General features: G+C 71.4%; 14 protein-coding genes. 4 read left to right on the top strand and 10 right to left on the bottom strand.

The features are described from left to right. The coding region (locus tag ACYVID_RS17575; protein WP_460739286.1) for a helix-turn-helix domain-containing protein at positions 1-194 on the top strand (194 nt) is incomplete at its 5' end. 154 nt (positions 195-348) lie between these two features. On the opposite strand, the gene ACYVID_RS17580 is transcribed toward ACYVID_RS17575, so the two are convergent. Both ACYVID_RS17580 and ACYVID_RS17585 read right to left on the bottom strand, forming a co-directional pair. After that, positions 349-552, bottom strand: a complete 204-nt coding sequence (locus tag ACYVID_RS17580; protein ID WP_460739288.1) for a hypothetical protein — start codon at positions 550-552, stop codon at positions 349-351. A gap of 132 nt (positions 553-684) precedes the next feature. Next, a complete protein-coding gene (locus ACYVID_RS17585; protein ID WP_460739290.1) occupies positions 685-2964 on the bottom strand; it encodes a catalase in 2280 nt (759 codons plus the stop codon). A 182-nt stretch (positions 2965-3146) separates the two neighbouring features. On the opposite strand from ACYVID_RS17585, the gene ACYVID_RS17590 reads away from it, so the two are divergent. Next, positions 3147-4526, top strand: a complete 1380-nt coding sequence (locus tag ACYVID_RS17590) for a metallophosphoesterase family protein (protein WP_460739292.1) — start codon at positions 3147-3149, stop codon at positions 4524-4526. Positions 4527-4553: 27 nt separating this feature from the next. Here ACYVID_RS17590 and ACYVID_RS17595 read toward each other — a convergent pair whose 3' ends face one another. Next, positions 4554-5171: a hypothetical protein gene (locus tag ACYVID_RS17595; protein ID WP_460739294.1), complete on the bottom strand. Its 618-nt coding sequence runs from the start codon at positions 5169-5171 to the stop codon at positions 4554-4556. A 159-nt stretch (positions 5172-5330) separates the two neighbouring features. Between ACYVID_RS17595 and ACYVID_RS17600 the strand changes: the two genes are divergently transcribed. Further along, entirely contained in the window at positions 5331-6209 is an 879-nt protein-coding gene (locus ACYVID_RS17600) for an SGNH/GDSL hydrolase family protein (protein ID WP_460739296.1), read from the top strand. Positions 6210-6527: 318 nt separating this feature from the next. Here the strand turns inward: ACYVID_RS17600 and ACYVID_RS17605 are convergent, their stop codons facing one another. From ACYVID_RS17605 to ACYVID_RS17630, 6 genes are all read right to left on the bottom strand, one after another. After that, complete coding sequence (locus ACYVID_RS17605; protein ID WP_460739298.1) at positions 6528-7055, bottom strand: NUDIX hydrolase; 528 nt, start codon at positions 7053-7055, stop codon at positions 6528-6530. Next, positions 7052-8185, bottom strand: a complete 1134-nt coding sequence (locus ACYVID_RS17610; protein WP_460739300.1) for a hypothetical protein — start codon at positions 8183-8185, stop codon at positions 7052-7054. The genes ACYVID_RS17605 and ACYVID_RS17610 overlap by 4 nt, the downstream gene beginning before the upstream one ends. A gap of 37 nt (positions 8186-8222) precedes the next feature. Further along, positions 8223-9218: a GDP-L-fucose synthase family protein gene (locus ACYVID_RS17615; protein ID WP_460739302.1), complete on the bottom strand. Its 996-nt coding sequence runs from the start codon at positions 9216-9218 to the stop codon at positions 8223-8225. Beyond that, positions 9211-10263, bottom strand: a complete 1053-nt coding sequence (gmd, locus tag ACYVID_RS17620) for a GDP-mannose 4,6-dehydratase (protein WP_460739304.1) — start codon at positions 10261-10263, stop codon at positions 9211-9213. Before gmd ends, ACYVID_RS17615 begins: the two co-directional genes overlap by 8 nt. A 118-nt stretch (positions 10264-10381) precedes the next feature. Continuing rightward, entirely contained in the window at positions 10382-12370 is a 1989-nt protein-coding gene (locus ACYVID_RS17625; protein ID WP_460739306.1) for a reprolysin-like metallopeptidase, read from the bottom strand. A 590-nt stretch (positions 12371-12960) separates the two neighbouring features. Continuing rightward, positions 12961-13689 (bottom strand): dihydrofolate reductase family protein, encoded by a 729-nt coding sequence (locus ACYVID_RS17630; protein ID WP_460739308.1) that lies wholly within the window; start codon positions 13687-13689, stop codon positions 12961-12963. A 210-nt stretch (positions 13690-13899) separates the two neighbouring features. Here ACYVID_RS17630 and ACYVID_RS17635 point away from each other — a divergent pair, with 210 nt between their 5' ends. Further along, positions 13900-15357, top strand: a complete 1458-nt coding sequence (locus tag ACYVID_RS17635; RefSeq protein WP_460739310.1) for a sugar transferase — start codon at positions 13900-13902, stop codon at positions 15355-15357. 16 nt (positions 15358-15373) lie between these two features. Here the strand turns inward: ACYVID_RS17635 and metK are convergent, their stop codons facing one another. Continuing rightward, positions 15374-16570 (bottom strand): methionine adenosyltransferase, encoded by a 1197-nt coding sequence (gene metK / locus ACYVID_RS17640; RefSeq protein WP_460739312.1) that lies wholly within the window; start codon positions 16568-16570, stop codon positions 15374-15376. Positions 16571-16737: the final 167 nt, after the last annotated feature.

The raw sequence follows: 16737 nt of genomic DNA on the forward strand, positions 1-16737 counted from the left end.
AGCAGCTGACCCGTCCACACCAGGACCTCGGCGTCCACGATCTGCGCCCAGCCCGACAAGCCAAGAACATCACCATCGGCGCGGCCGCCGCCGCACTCGGACTTGCCCCGGTGACGATCAGCCGCACAGAACGCGGCCAGTTCGTCACCCCCGAGGTCGTCAGCCGCTACCGAGCATGGCTCGCGACCGCTTGACCAGACATAGGAGCTTCACTTACGGCCCCGACAAGGGGTCCTCCACAGGCGACCGGACAGGCGTTACCCGACCGTGACCTGAGGTCCCTTTCTCCACAGGCCGGAGTCAGTCGATCCAGCTGACTCGGTTGCAACACGTTGCAAGCGAGTCGCCTCAGCCCCGCCGCCACCCCCACGCCAGCGCCCCGACCCCGATCGCCCAGACGCCCAGCACCGGCACGTCCCCCTGGTGCAGTCCGTGCCCCCGGAAGTCCACCAGCACCCGCCCCATCGCTGCCGAGGGCACGACGAGCAGCATCAGGGTCAGCAGGGTGAGGCACGCCCCGGCGACGAGCAGGACGAGGCGGTGGGCGGACACCGCGCCACCCTACGGAGGTCCGGTCACAGTCCGCCCGCGGCACCCGCCTGCGGGCCGGGAGCCGTTCGTATGGCACCGAGCCAGGCACGAGCCGAGGCATCCAGCCCCGACCCGCCCCCGGCCCGCGGAACCTCACACCCGCGCCGGGAACCGCTCCCAGACCCGGTGGGAGGCCATGAGCCCACTGACCTCACCGAGGACCCCGGCGGCCGACTCGCCGACGACCACGCCGGCAGCCTCCGACATCCCGAGCGCGGAGAGCACGGACGACCCCTCACCCCAGGCCCCGATCACCTTCGCGTGCCGGAAGCACTCCTCCAGCAGAAGCGCCACGCGCGGGTCGAGGGCGGCGACGGCCTCACCGGCCCGGGCGTCCCGCGCCGGGAGCGCGTCGGGGGCGGGCCGGACGGCGCCGGCCACGAGCACCGCGTCGAGCTCGATCGAGCGCACCGTGGCGAAGGTCCGCTGCACCCCGACCGAGCCGACCTGCCCCCCGTGGGGGGCGACCACGAGCGGCACCGCACCGGCGGCGAGCAGCGTGCGGCGTACCTCCTCGACGCCGTCCAGGTCCCCGCTGGGGTCGACGACGATGCCCACCATCCGGCCGTCGGGCGGCCACTCCCCGCCCAGCTGCGACAGCGCCGGGCTGGCGGCGACGTCCGGCACCGACAGCGCCGGGGAGGGCGCCGGCAGCCCCAGCCCCGTGGCGACCTGCTCGCACAGGTCGGCGTCGATCTCGGCCAGGCACTGCAGCTGGCGCTCCTTGATCGCCTGCTCGTAGCACTTGCCGAGCTCGAAGGTGTAGGCGTGGATGATGTGCTCCTGCTCGACCGGGGTCATGGAGCGGTAGAACATCCGGGTCTGGCTGTAGTGGTCGTCGTACGACGCCGGGTTGGCCCGCACCTTCCGCGCGGCCGGCACTTGCACCGGCACGTCGACGAAGGCTCCCTCCTCGGCTCCGGCGAGGAACGGGCAGCCGCCGTCGAGCGAGTTCGGCTTGTACGGCGCGACCCCGCCGTGCACCGCGTGCTGGTGGTAGCCGTCGCGGTGGTTGTCGTTGACCGCCACGTGCGGGCGGTTGATCGGGATCTGGTTGAAGTTCGGCCCGGCGAGCCGGGTGAGCTGGGTGTCGAGGTAGGAGAAGTTGCGCGCCGCGAGCAGCGGGTCGTCGGTGATGTCGATGCCCGGCACGAGGTGACCGGTGTGGAAGGCGACCTGCTCGGTCTCGGCGAAGAAGTTGGTCGGGTTGCCGTGCAGGGTCATGGTGCCGACGACCTGCACCGGCGCGAGCTCCTCCGGCACGATCTTGGTGGGGTCGAGCAGGTCGATGCCCTCGAAGGTCTGGTCGGGGGTGTCCGGGAAGAGCTGGAGCCCGAGGTCCCACTGCGGGTGCGCGCCGGACTCGATCGCGTCGTAGAGGTCCCGTCGGTGGAAGTCGGGGTCGAAGCCGCCGGCGAGCTGCGCCTCCTCCCAGGTCAGCGAGTGCACTCCGAGGCGGGGCTTCCAGTGCAGCTTGCACAGCGTCGTACCCCCCTCGGCGTCGACGAGCCGGAAGGTGTGGACGCCGAAGCCCTCCATCATCCGGTAGGAGCGCGGGATGCCCCGGTCGGACATGTTCCACATCGTGTGGTGCTGGGCCTCGGTGTGGAGGGAGACGAAGTCCCAGAAGGTGTCGTGTGCGCTCTGCGCCTGCGGGATCTCCCGGTCGGGGTGCGGCTTGCCGGCGTGGACGACGTCGGGGAACTTGATGCCGTCCTGGATGAAGAAGACCGGGATGTTGTTGCCCACCAGGTCCCAGTTGCCCTCGCGGGTGTAGAACTTCGTCGCGAAGCCGCGGGTGTCGCGCACCGTGTCGGCCGAGCCGCGCGAGCCGAGCACCGTGGAGAAGCGCACGAAGACCGGCGTCTCCTCGCCCTGCGCGAAGACCGCGGCCCGGCTCACCGAGCTCGCCGCCCCGTTGGCGACGAAGGTGCCGTGCGCCCCGGCGCCGTGGGCGTGCACCACGCGCTCGGGGATCCGCTCGTGGTCGAAGTGCATGATCTTCTCGCGCAGGTGGTGGTCCGAGAGCAGCGTCGGACCCCGCTCACCTGCCTTGAGCGAGTGGTCGCTGTCGCCGATCCGTACGCCGGTGGCGGTCGTCAGGTAGGCGTCCTGCTGCGCGCTGGCGGTCGGCGGGTCGGCGCTCTCCGCGCCGGTCGGCGACATCGGCCTCGGCTGGGCCTGGTCGTCCTTGGGCGGCAGCGGCTCCCGCGGCTCGGTCGGCTCCTCGACGGTGGGCGTGCCGCTGCCGGGCGAGCCCGGGATCGGCGGCTCCAGGAGGCTGGCGGCCTTCTCGGCGACGGCGCCGGCGGCGTCCTCGACCTTGTCCCCGACCGCCTTCGCGGTCTGCTTGATCGTGTCCTTGGCATCCATGCGTGGTCCCTCCTCGAGCGGGCAAGTGGGCGCCCGGTACCCAGCCGCTGAGCACTGAGCCGTCCTCGCTGTGGGCCCCGCCCGGCCCCGAGGACCTGCCGTACGTCGGTCGCCGACGGCCTGCCGCAGGCACCGACGCCGCGCGTTGTGGTCGATGCGCCCGGCCGTGTTTCACTCGGTGCGTGCACGCTCGGGTCATGGGGAGCCGGCGGCTGCGCGCTGCCGTCCGGACCACCGCCACGGCCGCGGCGGCCGCCCTGCTGCTGACCCTGGCTCCCAACCACCAGAGCACGACGACGGAGATCGTCCTCGCCGCCGAGACCGGCCAGCGCGCCGCGGCCGACCCTGGTGACCGCCCGACCGTCCGTGGCCTGCCGAGGGTCGACGGCGCCTACCGCTTCGTCTCCCACCCCGACTTCCTCAACCAGGACGTCGGCGACGTGCGGAGCAGCCCGTTCTGGCGCCGGGGCATGCCCACCAGCACCAACGACAGCTATGAGGCCTCCCTCGACCACGTCATCGCCCAGATGCTCCGCCACGACCCGCAGTCGCTGCTGGTGGCCGGCGACATGGTCGAGGGCGCCTGGGGCCAGGACGTGACCGGCGCCGGTGTCTTCGGCCCCACCCGCACGGTCGACCAGCGACGCCGAGCCGTCCGCGAGGCCGCGAAGGTCTACCTCAAGCAGTGGCACGCACGGTTCGCAGAGCGAGGGCTCCCCGCCTACCCCGCGATCGGCGACCACGAGATCGGCGACGACCCGTGGCGCCCGACCGGCAACCCCGACCAGGACGCCTGGCTGCGGTTCAAGAGCAAGCACCTGTGGCTGTGGAAGGGCGTCGCCTCCCGCTGGCTCTACCCCGACGTCCGCGCCGCCGAGGCTCGAGCCGGCAACGACCTGCGCCGGACCGGCGCCGTCTCGCACCCGCCCCGCGGCCAGGCGCGGCACACGGCGTACGCGACCCGGCTGAGCCCGGACCTGCTCCTCGTCTCCGTCGACGTCTTCCGCCCCCGCCCTGGCGGCGGGGTGACGGTCCGCCTCGACGAGGACCAGCGCCGCTGGCTGTCCACGACCCTGCGCAGAGCCAAGCAGCAGCGCGTCCCGTGGGTCGTCGTGCAGGGCCACACGCCCGTGATGGGGCCGGTGCGCACGCGCTTCTCCTCGGCCCTGACGTACGGCGGCAGCGACCTGCTGCGCCTCCTGCGCCGCCACGACGTCGACCTCTACCTCACCGGCGAGGTGCACGACCACACCGTCACCCGCCGCCGCGGGCTGGTCCAGGTCGCGCACGGCGGGCTGTTCTACCGCGGGGAGTCGTCGTACGTCGTCGGGCAGGCGACCCGCGACCGGCTGCTCCTGGAGACCCGCTACCTCGACGGCCGTCCCCGCTGGGGCGGCGGCAAGCTGTGGTCGACCGAGGGCGGCAACGGCCCGGTGCGGGTCACCTACGACCGGCCCTCCCGCGTGGTCGGCGCCTACGCGCTCGAGCGCCGCGGCGCCCCGGGCGCAGGCAACCGGGTCGTGACCAAGCGCGGCATCTCGGGCATCCCCTACCGCCCCTGAGCGAGCGAGCGGGCACGGCGCCGGCTCCTAGCGCTGCGTCACCCGGATCCCGATGGCGCACAGCGGGAGCGCCGCCAGCACCACCGTCACGCGCCCCACCCAGTCGGGGGCGGCCGTGGACACGAGCGCGACGACCACGTGCAGGAGCAGCAGCGCCGGCACCCACGGCCCGATGACCTCCGGCCCGGCGCGCAGCAGGGCGGCCGCGAGCAGCAGCTCGCCGATGTAGAACGCCCCGACCCAGATCGCCACGAAGGTCAGGAGGCCGGCCTCCTCGGAGACGTCGGTCAGTGACGCGGCGTCCACCGAGTCGGTGACGACCAGTGACCGCAGGAAGACCAGCAGCGCGGCGTACCCCGCCGTCCCGACGTACCCCACCGCCAGCACCGCACACGCCGCCATCGCCGTGCGCCGCCCCGGGCCGCGGACGAGCACGATGATCGAGGGCAGCCCCAGCACGAGCCCGACCGAGGCGAGGAAGAACATCAGTGCCCCGCCCAGCCAGCGCCCGCTGGCCTCCTCGACGATCATCAGCGTCGCGCCGGGGTCGTCGCCGTTCTGGGTCAGCGCGCTCGCGAGCAGCAGTGCCATCGCCCCCGTGACCAGGGAGGCGGCGCTCACGGGCAGCCAGTCGTTGACCCTCACAAGCCGCACACTGTGCCAGTCGTGCGACACCCGTCCATTCATCCCCCCGGATGGTCCACCCCAGCGCTGGTCGAGGTGCGAGCGCAGCGAGCCACGAGACCCGGACCGGCCACCCTTCTCGACACCCCTGAACGTCGCAGCACCCCTACACTCACGCCCGTGCGCCGCGCTCCCGGTTCCTCCGCCTCGGCCGGCTTCTCGCTGGCCGGGCTCCTGGTCGTCCTCCTGGCCGTGGCGGTGATCGGCGGCACGGCCTTCGGGTACGTCCGCTGGCAGGACGACATCGCCGCTGCCACCGACGCCGCGTCAGAGGTCGCGATCGACCCCTCCGGCAGCGACGACAGCCGGCCGGACCGGGACGACCGCGGCAACGGCAACGGCGACGGCGAGGGTGGTGGCGGTGACGACCTCCCCGCCGCACCCGACAGCCCCGACGAGGTGGTCCCGGAGATGGAGGAGCCGCCCTACGAGGACCCGACCTTCGAGGTCCTCGAGCCCACGGAGAACCGCCCCCAGCCGGTCGTCCTCCTCGTCGGCGACGGGTACGCCGACGGCCGCGGCGCCTCGAGCGCCGGCACCTCCTATCCCAGCCTGCTGGCGCGCGACCTCGGCTGGGACGTGCGGCTGGCGACCATGACCGGCGCCGGCTACGTCTCCACACCCCCGACCCTGCTGGACCTGCTCGTCCAGTCCCCGCCGGACCTGGCCCCCGACCTCGTCATCGTCCAGGGCGCCTACGGCGCCGACGCCCCCAACGACACCGCCAAGGCCGCGGTCGAGGAGCTCCGGACGACGATCGAGAGCCAGTACGGCGACGTGCCGGTCGTCGTGGTCACCGCCTTCGCCCCCGACGGCATCACCGGCCAGCTCGAGACCCGCGAGCGCACCGTGGCCCGCGCCTGGCGTGAGGACCCCGACGTCCTGGTGCTCCGCCCGCAGATCGACGGCTGGTCCGCCCCCACCCCCGACGACACCGGCCACGCCCTCATCGCCACCGAGCTGGTCGCCGCCCTCCGCACCGCCGGCCTCGCCCCCTGACGATCTGCGGCCTCGCCGGCGGTCGAGCAGGCGAGGCCAGCGAGCCGTCGTCGAGACCCCGGCGACCTACCGCACGTGCCACCGCGACCGGCAGTGGCACGGCCAGCCCTCGACCCCAGGAGCGGCGCACTGCTGCCGCGCCGGCTTCATCCCCGGCACCGCCTTCTTGACCCCGTCCGCGACGGGCACGGGATGCCGCACGTCGTGGCCGCACCGCGGGCACCGCTCGGAGGTCGTCACCCGGCCAGCATCGAGCCCGTAGGTAAAGAGCGATGACGCCCCGGTGTGAACGTCCGGGAACATCACCGCAGCACCGGCTCAGCCCGAGGACCCACCTGAGGCAGCCCACATCGCCAGTGCCGCGAGGCTGATGCCGTCCCGCACGACCCCTTCGGCGACCAGCCGCGGCAGCTCGGACGCCCCGACCCAGACGACCTCGTCGACTTCTCCGTCGCTCGGCCCGGGGCTGCCCTCGCCGATGACGACCTCGAAGACGTGGATCCTCGTGGGGACCAGGGAGGTGTCGAGGTCGAGCTCACCCAGCTTCCGCGCGGACACCGCAGCGTGCCCGGTCTCCTCCAGCAGTTCGCGGCGCGCGTCGTCCTCGGGATCCGCCCCCTCCCGCATGCCGCGCGGGAGCTCGAGTCGCGACTCCCCCACGGCAGGGCGCCAGACCCTGACCAACCCGACGGTGCCACCGCGCAACGCGACCATCACCACGCCGCCGGCGCCGTCCCCGACGACCACGCGGTGCTGGGTCCAGGCGCGGCCGTGGTGCTCGACCTCGGCGCTCTCGACGGCGAGGAACGGCGGCGAGGACCGCCACACCTTCACGAAGTCGCTCACGACCGGCTCACCGACAGCATCGCGTCGAGCCGGCTAGGCAGCACGTTCCTGATGACGGCGGGCGCGTCCCACGGGACCGCGAGCACCACGCTGGCGGCGAAGACCGACCACGCGAGCCACCCCGCCTGGTCGCTGAGACCCGGGACGGCGATCAGCACGGCCAGGAGGGCGAAGACGACCGAGCGCGCCACTCCGCGCACCTCCTGCCACAGGCTGGGGACGCTGGTGACGGCGTCAGCCCGGAAGGCGAGGGCGAGCAGGTGCCGCCGTCGCCGGCCGTCGAAGAACGCCTCGCGCTCAGAGGTGGTGGCGTGCACGATCTGTGCGAAGACCGGCGGCGGCGCGGTGGTGGCGGTCTCGAGCAGGTGCCCGGAGACCCGCATCATCTCCCGGCCCGGCGCCTGCGCGCCCGCTTGGCCGGTGTCGGTGAAGGTCACCCACTCCGCCTCGTGCTGGCGCGCCATCGCATCGAAATACGCCGTGTTGTACGCGCTGCGCAGCCGCCGGAGCTCCTCGTGGACCGCTGGGTCGGTCGCGCTCGCGAGACCGCGGTCGTAGGCGTCGAAGACCGCCGAACGGTCGCCCCGCGATGTCGACGCGATCAGCTCGGCCACCTCGCCCGCCTCCGAGGTCGACGAGAGGTCCAGGTCGACCCGGAACGCCGGCTTGGCGGTGCCGTCCGGCCAGGCCAGCAGCGGCTCGCTGCCGATCTGCCCGCGCTCGGAGGCACGGACCCACCGCGCCCACTCGGCCCGCAGGTCCGGGCCGATCCAGTCCTCAGCCGGAGTGGGCCCAGCCAGCTGCCAGCGGAAGCCCGGACCGCGGGCGACCTTCGCCTCGAGCGCCTCGGCGAGGGTCGGCTCGCGGTGCAGCACCGTCAGCGGCAGCCGCTGCGGCGAGGACCCGAGCAGCGTCGCCAGCTCGCCCGGCTCCAGCTCGGTGAAGAAGCGGCTGTCGAGGAGCATCGCGTCGGTCACCAGGATCTCGCCGCCGACCAGGTGCGCCAGCCGCAGCGCGCCCACCAGCCGCGCCTCCACCTCGACGTCGGTCAGCTGGTGATCGCTGTAGAGGCGGCGTGTCGCCACCGAGTCCAGCTCCGCGACGAAGATCCGCGGCCGGCTGGTGGTCATGCGCAAGGCTCCCACGTAACGCACACGCGGTGACGGATCAACCGACCTCGCGCAGCTCCGCCACGTGCTCGCGGTACCACGCCACCGTCGACTCCAGGCCCTCCCGCAGCCCGATCCGCGCCTCCCAGCCGGCGTCGCGCAGCTTCGAGACGTCCAGCAGCTTCTGCGGCGTGCCGTCCGGCTTGGAGGCGTCCCAGCGCGTCTCGCCGGCGAACCCGACGACCGAGGCGATCGTCTCGGCGATCTCCTTGATCGTGGTGTCCCGCCCGGTGCCGACGTTGACCTGCTGCGGCCCGTCGAAGTGCTCGAGCAGGTGCAGGCAGGCGTCGGCCATGTCGTCGACGTGCAGGAACTCCCGGCGCGGCGTCCCGGTCCCCCAGTTGGTCACCGAGTCCGCGCCGGAGGCGACCGCCTCGTCGTAGCGCCGGATCAGCGCTGGCAGCACGTGGGAGCCGGTGGGCGAGAAGTTGTCGCCGGGGCCGTAGAGGTTGGTCGGCATCGCGGAGATCCACGGCAGGCCGTACTGCCGTCGCACCGCCTGCACCCCGAGGATGCCGGCGATCTTGGCGATCGCGTAGGCGTCGTTGGTCGGCTCGAGGTGACCGGTGAGCAGCGAGTCCTCGGTGATCGGCTGCTGGGCGAGCTTGGGGTAGATGCAGGAGGAGCCGAGGAAGAGCAGCCGCTCGGTGCGCACCTCAAGGGCTGCATCCATCACATTGGTCTGGATCCGCAGGTTGTCGGAGAGGAAGTCGACGGGGTAGGTGCTGTTGGCCAGGATGCCGCCGACCTTGGCCGCGGCCAGCACGACGTAGCGCGGCCGGGTCTCGTGGAAGAAGGCGAAGACCGCGTCCCGGTCCTTGATGTCCAGCTCGGCCGACGAGCGACCGACCAGGGCCGAGTGCCCCCGGGCCTCCAGCGCACGCCAGATCGCCGACCCGACCAGACCCCGGTGCCCCGCGATGTACGTCGTCGCGTCCCGGTCCAGCGGTCCGGGCTCGAACCCGGTGGACCCGCCCACGGCCGCCTCAGACACCCGTGATCCCGGGCGTCCCGACCTCCGGCCACCCCTCGAGCTCGACCCGGTCGAACCACGGGCGGCCCTCGTGCTCGAGCGCCGCGATGTCGGCATCGACCATGATCTTGGCGAGCTGGTCGGTCTGGACCGTGGCCTTCCACCCCAGCTTCGCCTCGGCCTTCGAGGCGTCGCCGACGAGGGCGTCGACCTCGGTGGGCCGCAGGTAGCGCTCGTCGAAGCGGACGTGCTTCTCCCAGTCCAGGCCGGCGTGCTCGAACGCGGTGACCACGAAGTCGCGGACGGTGAAGTTGCCGCCGGTGGCGAGCACGAAGTCGTCCGGCTCGTCGGCCTGCAGCATCCGCCACATTCCCTCGACGTACTCCGGGGCGTAGCCCCAGTCGCGGACGGCGTCGAGGTTGCCGAGGTAGACGTGGTCCTCCAGGCCGGCCTGGATGCGGGCGACCGCGCGGGTGATCTTGCGGGTCACGAAGGTCTCGCCGCGGCGGGGGGACTCGTGGTTGAAGAGGATCCCGTTGACCGCGTAGGTGCCGTATCCCTCGCGGTAGTTCTTGGTCACCCAGTAGGCGTAGACCTTGGCGGCACCGTAGGGCGAGCGCGGGTAGAACGGGGTCTCCTCGTTCTGCGGCGGCGGGGTGGCGCCGAACATCTCGGAGCTGGACGCCTGGTAGTAGCGGCAGTCCACGCCCGCGAGCCGCACGGCCTCGAGCAGCCGCATGGCGCCGATGCCGGTGGTGTCGCCGGTGTGCTCGGGCTCGTCGAAGCTGACCCGCACGTGCGACTGGGCGGCGAGGTTGTAGACCTCGTCCGGCTGGATCTGGTGCATCAGCGTGACCAGCCGGGCACCGTCGGAGAGGTCGCCGTAGTGCAGGAAGAGCTTCGCGCCCTCCGCGTGCGGGTCCTGGTAGAGGTGGTCGATCCGGTTGGTGTTGAACGTCGAGGCACGGCGGATGAGCCCGTGCACCTCGTAGCCCTTGCCGAGGAGCAGCTCGGCGAGGTAGCTGCCGTCCTGACCGGTGATGCCGGTGATGAGTGCGCGCTTCACAGGGCGGACGCTATCGGAGGTCTTTGCCATCTCCCACCGCGCGTGTGACATCGACGTGAACGCTTGAGCCCGCCGCTGGTTGAGGAGGCGCGCCAGCGCCGTCTCGAAACCAAGGCTGCTATCGGATCGCGAACGCCTCGTCGCTGACGTCGTAGAAGTAGTTCCCCCGCGCCTCGACCATCACCCACGCCGAGTCAGCGGTGGTCCCCTCAGGGATGCGGACCTTCTTCTTGCCGTCGTTGCGGGTGTTGTTGGCCAGCACCGTCGACCAGGTCGCTCCGTCATCGGTCGACAGCAGGATCCGCACCTTCTTCGCCAGGTCACGCGTGCCGTTGACCGCCCAGCGCACCCCGACACTGGAGCCGGCGGCGACGTCGCGACCGGTCCGCTGCGACCGCACCAGGAACGGCCCGGCGGAGCGCCGCACTCGCAGCGCCACGTCGGCGTGCCCGGTGCCTCCACCGCCGGCAGCCGCGTCCCGGGCCGTCAGCCGGAAGTGCATGGTGCGTCGGCCCACGCCGGCCCCGCCGCGGTAGACCTCGGTCGGCAGGAACTCCGAGTAGCAGTCGAGCACCCGGTCCCGCACCCGCGACCCCCGGACCGCCGGGCAGCGGCCGGTCGCCGCGTTCGTGCGGCCCCGCAGCACCTGCTCGAGGTCGGGGAACCACCGCGTCGGCTCCGAGGAGGCGCTGTTCTGACCCGGCGATGGGCTCTCGAGTGCTCCAGCGCGAGTCACCCGGGCGTTGTCGCCGAACTGGCGGAAGAGCGGCCCGAAGACCTTGCGGTTGTCGAAGAGCGCCGTCCCCACGCCCGGGTCGTCCTGCTCCCAGGAGTAGGTCAGGGCGTCGCCGTCGGGGTCGGTCGCGGACGCGGTCAGCCGGAAAGGCGTCCGGATGGGAATGGTCTTGCGCTGCGGTGCGGTCACGGCCGGCGGCTGGTTGCCCGACGTCTCCTCGGCGCCCCCGGACCGCGGCTCACCACCACGGGCGATCTCGACCACGCTGGCCTCGACCCCCGGGCCGCCCACCGCGGTCAGCTCGGGCCGATCAGTTCGCTCGCCGCCCTGGTCGGGGTTGAGCGAGCTGCCGTACACGACCTGGAAGCCGGCGTCCGACGGTTGCCCGATCCCCGCCGCCTGCGGCGACTGCTGTCCGAGGTACGGGTCGTAGTCCCAGCGCGCGATCCGCACCCGGCTGCCGACGAGCGCCGAGATCGCGTCCTGCACGCCGTCCCGGTCGTACGCCGGGCCGCGGACGAGCGTGGTCGAGCGACCGTCGAGGGTCAGCGTCACGGTGTCGCCGTCGGTATCGAACCCGCTCAGGGAGACCTGCTGCACCTCGGTCACGTCCGGCAGGTCGCCGACGTCGCCGCCGACGAACCCACCGATCTCACCGATGGTGTGCTGGGAGAAGTAGGGGTCGGTGTGCGGCTGCAGGTCGTCGGCGCCGCAGATGCCGGCGTAGGCCATGATCGAGGACCCTGAGCCCGGCTCGACCGAGGCATCGGAGCCGTTGGCGCCGCAGAAGTCGCCGGCTCCGTTGAAGGTGTGCTGGGCGCCGAACTGGTGCCCCATCTCGTGCGCCACGTAGTCGACGTAGAAGAAGTCCCCGCGCGGCTCCGCCAGTCCGGTGCACCCGCCGGCGGCGTAGTCGCGCCCGGCGACACCGAGCCAGGCCACTCCCCCGCCGTTGACGCCCAGCATCACGTGGCCGACGTCGTAGGCCGAGGCGCCGATCAAGTTGCCCAGCACCAGCCGCGCGCGGCCGAGGGTGTCGATGTCGCAGCGGTCGAGCATCCCCGGCTGGTTCCCAGCCCTGGGCTCGAAGCAGGGATTGGCACCACACGGCCCGTCCGCACCGGTCGCCTCAGCCTCGGTGTCGAGGTTCAGCCTCTCGGTGTCGTCGACGAGCAGGAACCTGACCCCGAGATCGTCGTTGTAGATCTGGTTGAGCCGCGTCACCAGCGCCACCTTCGCCGCCAGCACGTTCTCGCTCCCGAAGTGCGCCGCGTACGTCGGGTCGTTCAGCAACGCCAGCCGGTACGTCCGCCGCACCACCTCGCCGCTCGATGCTGGCTCCGCCCGCTGGTTGAGGAGGTTGCTCTGCAACCGTCTCGAAACCAAGGGCTCCTGCAACGGCACCGGTGGTCGAGCAGCGAGCGCCAGCGAGCGGGCGTCGAGACCATCGGGTGACACCAGGTGCCGCGCACCCCCGCCAACACCCGCCGGCTCCACGACCCACGACTCATCCCCGCGCACCGAAGCCGAGACCCCCAGCGGCGTGACCGAGACCGCAACGGTGGAGCTGGGGTCCTCAACCGCCCGCCCGACGTAGGACCTCAGCTTCGGGTGCTCGGCCGCGAGCCCCGCCTCCATGACCTGGATCGGCTCAACGTCGAACTCGGTCGTGCCCCCGTCAAGGTTCGGCAGCTCCAGCACATCCGCCCGCAGGTCCCGCTTGGTCTCCCGCAACGACAACCGGACGACTGATTCATCGTTGGTTGAGGAGGTTGCGCTAGCAACCGTCTCGAAACCCACCGATGGTCGAGCAGCCCGAGCGCCAGCGAGGGCGTCGTCGAGACCGTCCCCACCGCTGGTTGAGGAGGTTGCGCTAGCAACCGTCTCGAAACCCGGCGACGGAACCGCAACCGCAGCCCCCACCAGCCCCAACCCGAGCAGACCGGCGAAGACCTTACGCATCACTGCCCCAGCGCCCAGCGCCCGAACAGCGTCCCCTCGTCCTCCAGCAGCATGGTGAGCCGCAACGGCACGTCGATCGGCGCACCCTCGGTGATCCGGGGATACGCGCCGGCCACCAGCCGCGGCACGGTCGTCTCGGTCAGCTCGTCGACGCAGCCCTGGAACACCAGGTCGCGCAGCAGGTGCGGCCCACCCTCGCTGAGCTGCGAGGTCCAGCCGCGCTCGGCGAGCGTCTGCTTCAGCAACGGCAGGTCCACCCGGTGCGACCCGAGCTCGAGCACGTGGTCTGCGCCAAGGATCTCCTTCGCCGAAGCCAAGCCATCCGACCGGGAGCAGGTCGCCAGGTAGACCGAGCCCGTCGGCGCACCCTGCAGCGACTCCGGCACCTGCGCCTTACGGGACACCAGCACGATCGGCGTCCCCTCGATCGGCGAATACCTCTCCGCCTTGGCGGTGCCGGCGCCGACGATGACGACGTCGGCGAGCGTCCGCAGCATGGCGAAGACCCGCTGGTCCGCGGCGTTATTGATGGAGCCGGTGAGTGCGTCCTCGCCGGTCGACGAGCCGTCGACGGTGCTCACCATGTTGACCCGGAGGAACGCCTCGCCGGCAGGCGGCGCGTAGAGCGCGGCCAGGTCCTCGTCGCTGATGTTCTCGGTCGGCTCGGCGCCGGTCAGGACTCGCATCGGTACCTCATCACCTGGGGGACGATCGGTGCCGGGGTGCACCGGCGCTCCAAGCGTCTCAGGTCGGGTGCACGCGTGGTCAGCCACCCCGCGCGCTGCAGCGTTCACGCAGCCGCAACATGAACCTGATGCGCAACGGCGGCAGCGACCGTATGGTGCAGGAGCGCCACCCCCGTCGGTGGTGCGCAGGCGCCCCGATGACGCGGGCGGCAGGCATGGCCGCGCATGCGGACGACATGGGGACGAGCAGGGATGACGCTGTTGTCGGAGACCACCAGTCGCTGGGCCACGGGCGCCCGCAGCCGCTACCTCAGGGCACTGCCGCTGACCGCCCTGGCCATCGACCTCACCATCATGCTCGTCGTGGGCCTGGTGGCCATCGTGGGGCGCCGCGAGCTGGCGATCTTCACCGCCTCGGCCGACGTCGAGAGCACACTGACCTTCGCCGGCCCGCTGATGATCCTCGGCTGGGTGGCCACGATTGCAGTCTCTGGTGGCTACCGCACAGATGTCTTCGGCGCCGGCCTCGACGAGTACAAGCGGGTCTTCAATGCCAGCCTCATCGCCGCCAGCCTCGCCGGCGTCGGCTGCTACCTCACGAACTTCCCACTCTCCCGCGGCTTCTTCCTGATGGCGTTCTTCCTCGGGGTCCCCGCCTTGCTGACAGGACGGCTGGTGCTGCGGCGAGCCATCCAGACGGCTCGCACCCGTGGAGTGCTGCAACAGCGCGTCCTGATCGCCGGCTCCCGCTCCCACGTCGACGAGATCGCCGTGGTGCTGAGACGTGAGTCCTGGCTCGGCTACCAGGTGGTGGGAGCCCTCACCCCCGAGTACGACATCACTGAGGAGACGGCGACGGGAGTCCCCGTCGTTGGCAACGCCGACGAGGTGACTTCTCTGGCCGTGACGATGCAGGCCGATATCATCTTCTTCGCGGGTGGGTCAGTCGGTGCCTCCAGCCAGCTCCGCAAGGCACTGTGGGACCTGGAGCGGCACAACATCCAGGTCGTGGTCGCTCCGTCCGTCAGCGACATCTCTGGGGAGCGGATCAAGATCCGTCCCGTGGGAGGTCTGCCCCTGATCCACATCGATCCCCCGACATGGACGGATGCCTCGCGCTGGGGCAAACGCACTTTCGACGTGATCGGCTCCGGCGCCCTCATCCTGACCTTCGCACCTCTCCTGGCCTTCGCAGCAGTGAGCGTCTGGCTGCACGACCGGGGACCGGTCTTCTTCCACCAGACGCGGATCGGACGCAACGGCGAGGAATTCGCCTGCCGCAAGTTCCGCACGATGGTCGTTGACGCCGAGTCTCGCCTCGCCGAGCTCCACGCCCAGGTCGGGTATACAGAGGGGCTCTTCAAGATGGAGTGCGATCCCCGGGTCACGCGCCCTGGGCGATGGCTGCGTCGCTACTCCATTGATGAGCTCCCGCAGTTGTTCAACGTCTTCACCGGCGAGATGAGTCTCGTTGGACCCCGACCGCCGCTTCCGATCGAGGTCGAGAAGTACGATGACCGCGCCACTCGCAGGCTCCATGTCAGGCCCGGGATGACTGGGCTGTGGCAGGTCTCGGGACGCTCAGATCTCTCGTGGGACGAAGCGATCAGGCTCGACCTGTACTACGTGGACAACTGGTCGATGGTGCAGGACCTTGCCATCCTCGCTCGCACTTTAGGCGCTGTGTTGAGCCCTCGCGGCGCCTACTGAACAGGCGATGCGGTCCTCATGCGCCGACGGCGGTCTTGAGCGCGTCGGCGCGGTCGGTGCGCTCCCAGGTGAAGTCGGGGAGCTCCCGGCCGAAGTGGCCGTACGCCGCGGTCTGGCTGTAGATGGGGCGCAGCAGCTGCAGGTCGGAGATGATCGCGGCCGGGCGCAGGTCGAAGACCTCCAGCACCGCGGCCTGGATCCGCTCGTCGGGGACCGTGCCGGTGCCGAAGGTCTCCACGAATACGCCCACGGGCTGGGCCTTGCCGATGGCGTAGGCGACCTGGACCTCGCAGCGCCGCGCGAGACCGGCGGCCACGACGTTCTTGGCCACCCAGCGCATCGCGTAGGCGGCCGAGCGGTCGACCTTCGAGGGGTCCTTGCCCGAGAACGCGCCACCACCGTGGCGGGCCATGCCGCCGTAGGTGTCGACGATGATCTTGCGACCGGTCAGACCGGCGTCGCCCATCGGCCCACCGACCACGAACGTCCCGGTGGGGTTGACCAGCAGCCGGTAGCCGTCGGAGTCGATGTCGAACTGCTCCAGCACCGGCGCGATGACGTGCTTGGCGATGTCGGGCTGCAGCCGGGTCTCCAGGTCGATCCCGGCCTCGTGCTGGGTGGAGAGCACCACGGTGTCGACGCGCACCGCGCGGTCGTCCTCGTCGTACTCGATGGTGACCTGGGTCTTCCCGTCGGGCAGGAGGTAGGGCAGCGTGCCGTCCTTGCGCACCGCCGAGAGCCGCTCCGAGAGCGTCTGGGCGATCTTGATCGGCAGCGGCATCAGCTCGGGGGTGTCGTCGCAGGCGTAGCCGAACATCAGGCCCTGGTCGCCCGCGCCCTGCCGGTCCAGCTCGTCGGCCGAGGACTCGGTGCGCGACTCGTGCGCGGTGTCCACGCCCTGCGCGATGTCTCCGGACTGCCCGCCGATCGCGACCATCACGCCGCACGAGGCGCCGTCGAAGCCCTTCTGGGAGTGGTCGTAGCCGATGTCGAGGATCTTCTGGCGCACGATCGACTTGATGTCGACGTACCCGCTGGTGGTCACCTCGCCGGCCACCACCACCAGGCCCGTGGTCAGCAGCGTCTCCACCGCCACCCGCGAGGTGGGGTCCTGCCGCAGCATCTCGTCGAGCACGGCGTCGCTGATCTGGTCAGCGATCTTGTCCGGGTGGCCCTCGGTCACGGACTCGGAGGTGAACAGGCGTCCAGTCATGGGGAAGACGTTAAGGCATGCAATTCCCCTCACGGTTACAGGCTCTTCACAGACCGGGGTGTAGTAGGGGTCTGAAGCCGCCGGTCTCAAGCAGGCTCCTGGCGATGTAGTTGGTCAGGTTGCGGAACCCGAGCGCTGATCCGCGTAGGTGCTCGAGCCGTCCGTTG

This window comes from Nocardioides ginkgobilobae (genome assembly GCF_054781275.1).

Coding starts and splice junctions, on each gene's coding strand:
- metK (WP_460739312.1), bottom strand. CDS start 16,570: ATGACTGGACGCCTGTTCACCTCCGAGTCCGTGACCGAGGGCCACCCG.
- ACYVID_RS17585 (WP_460739290.1), bottom strand. CDS start 2,964: ATGGATGCCAAGGACACGATCAAGCAGACCGCGAAGGCGGTCGGGGAC.
- ACYVID_RS17610 (WP_460739300.1), bottom strand. CDS start 8,185: ATGACCACCAGCCGGCCGCGGATCTTCGTCGCGGAGCTGGACTCGGTG.
- ACYVID_RS17635 (WP_460739310.1), top strand. CDS start 13,900: ATGACGCTGTTGTCGGAGACCACCAGTCGCTGGGCCACGGGCGCCCGC.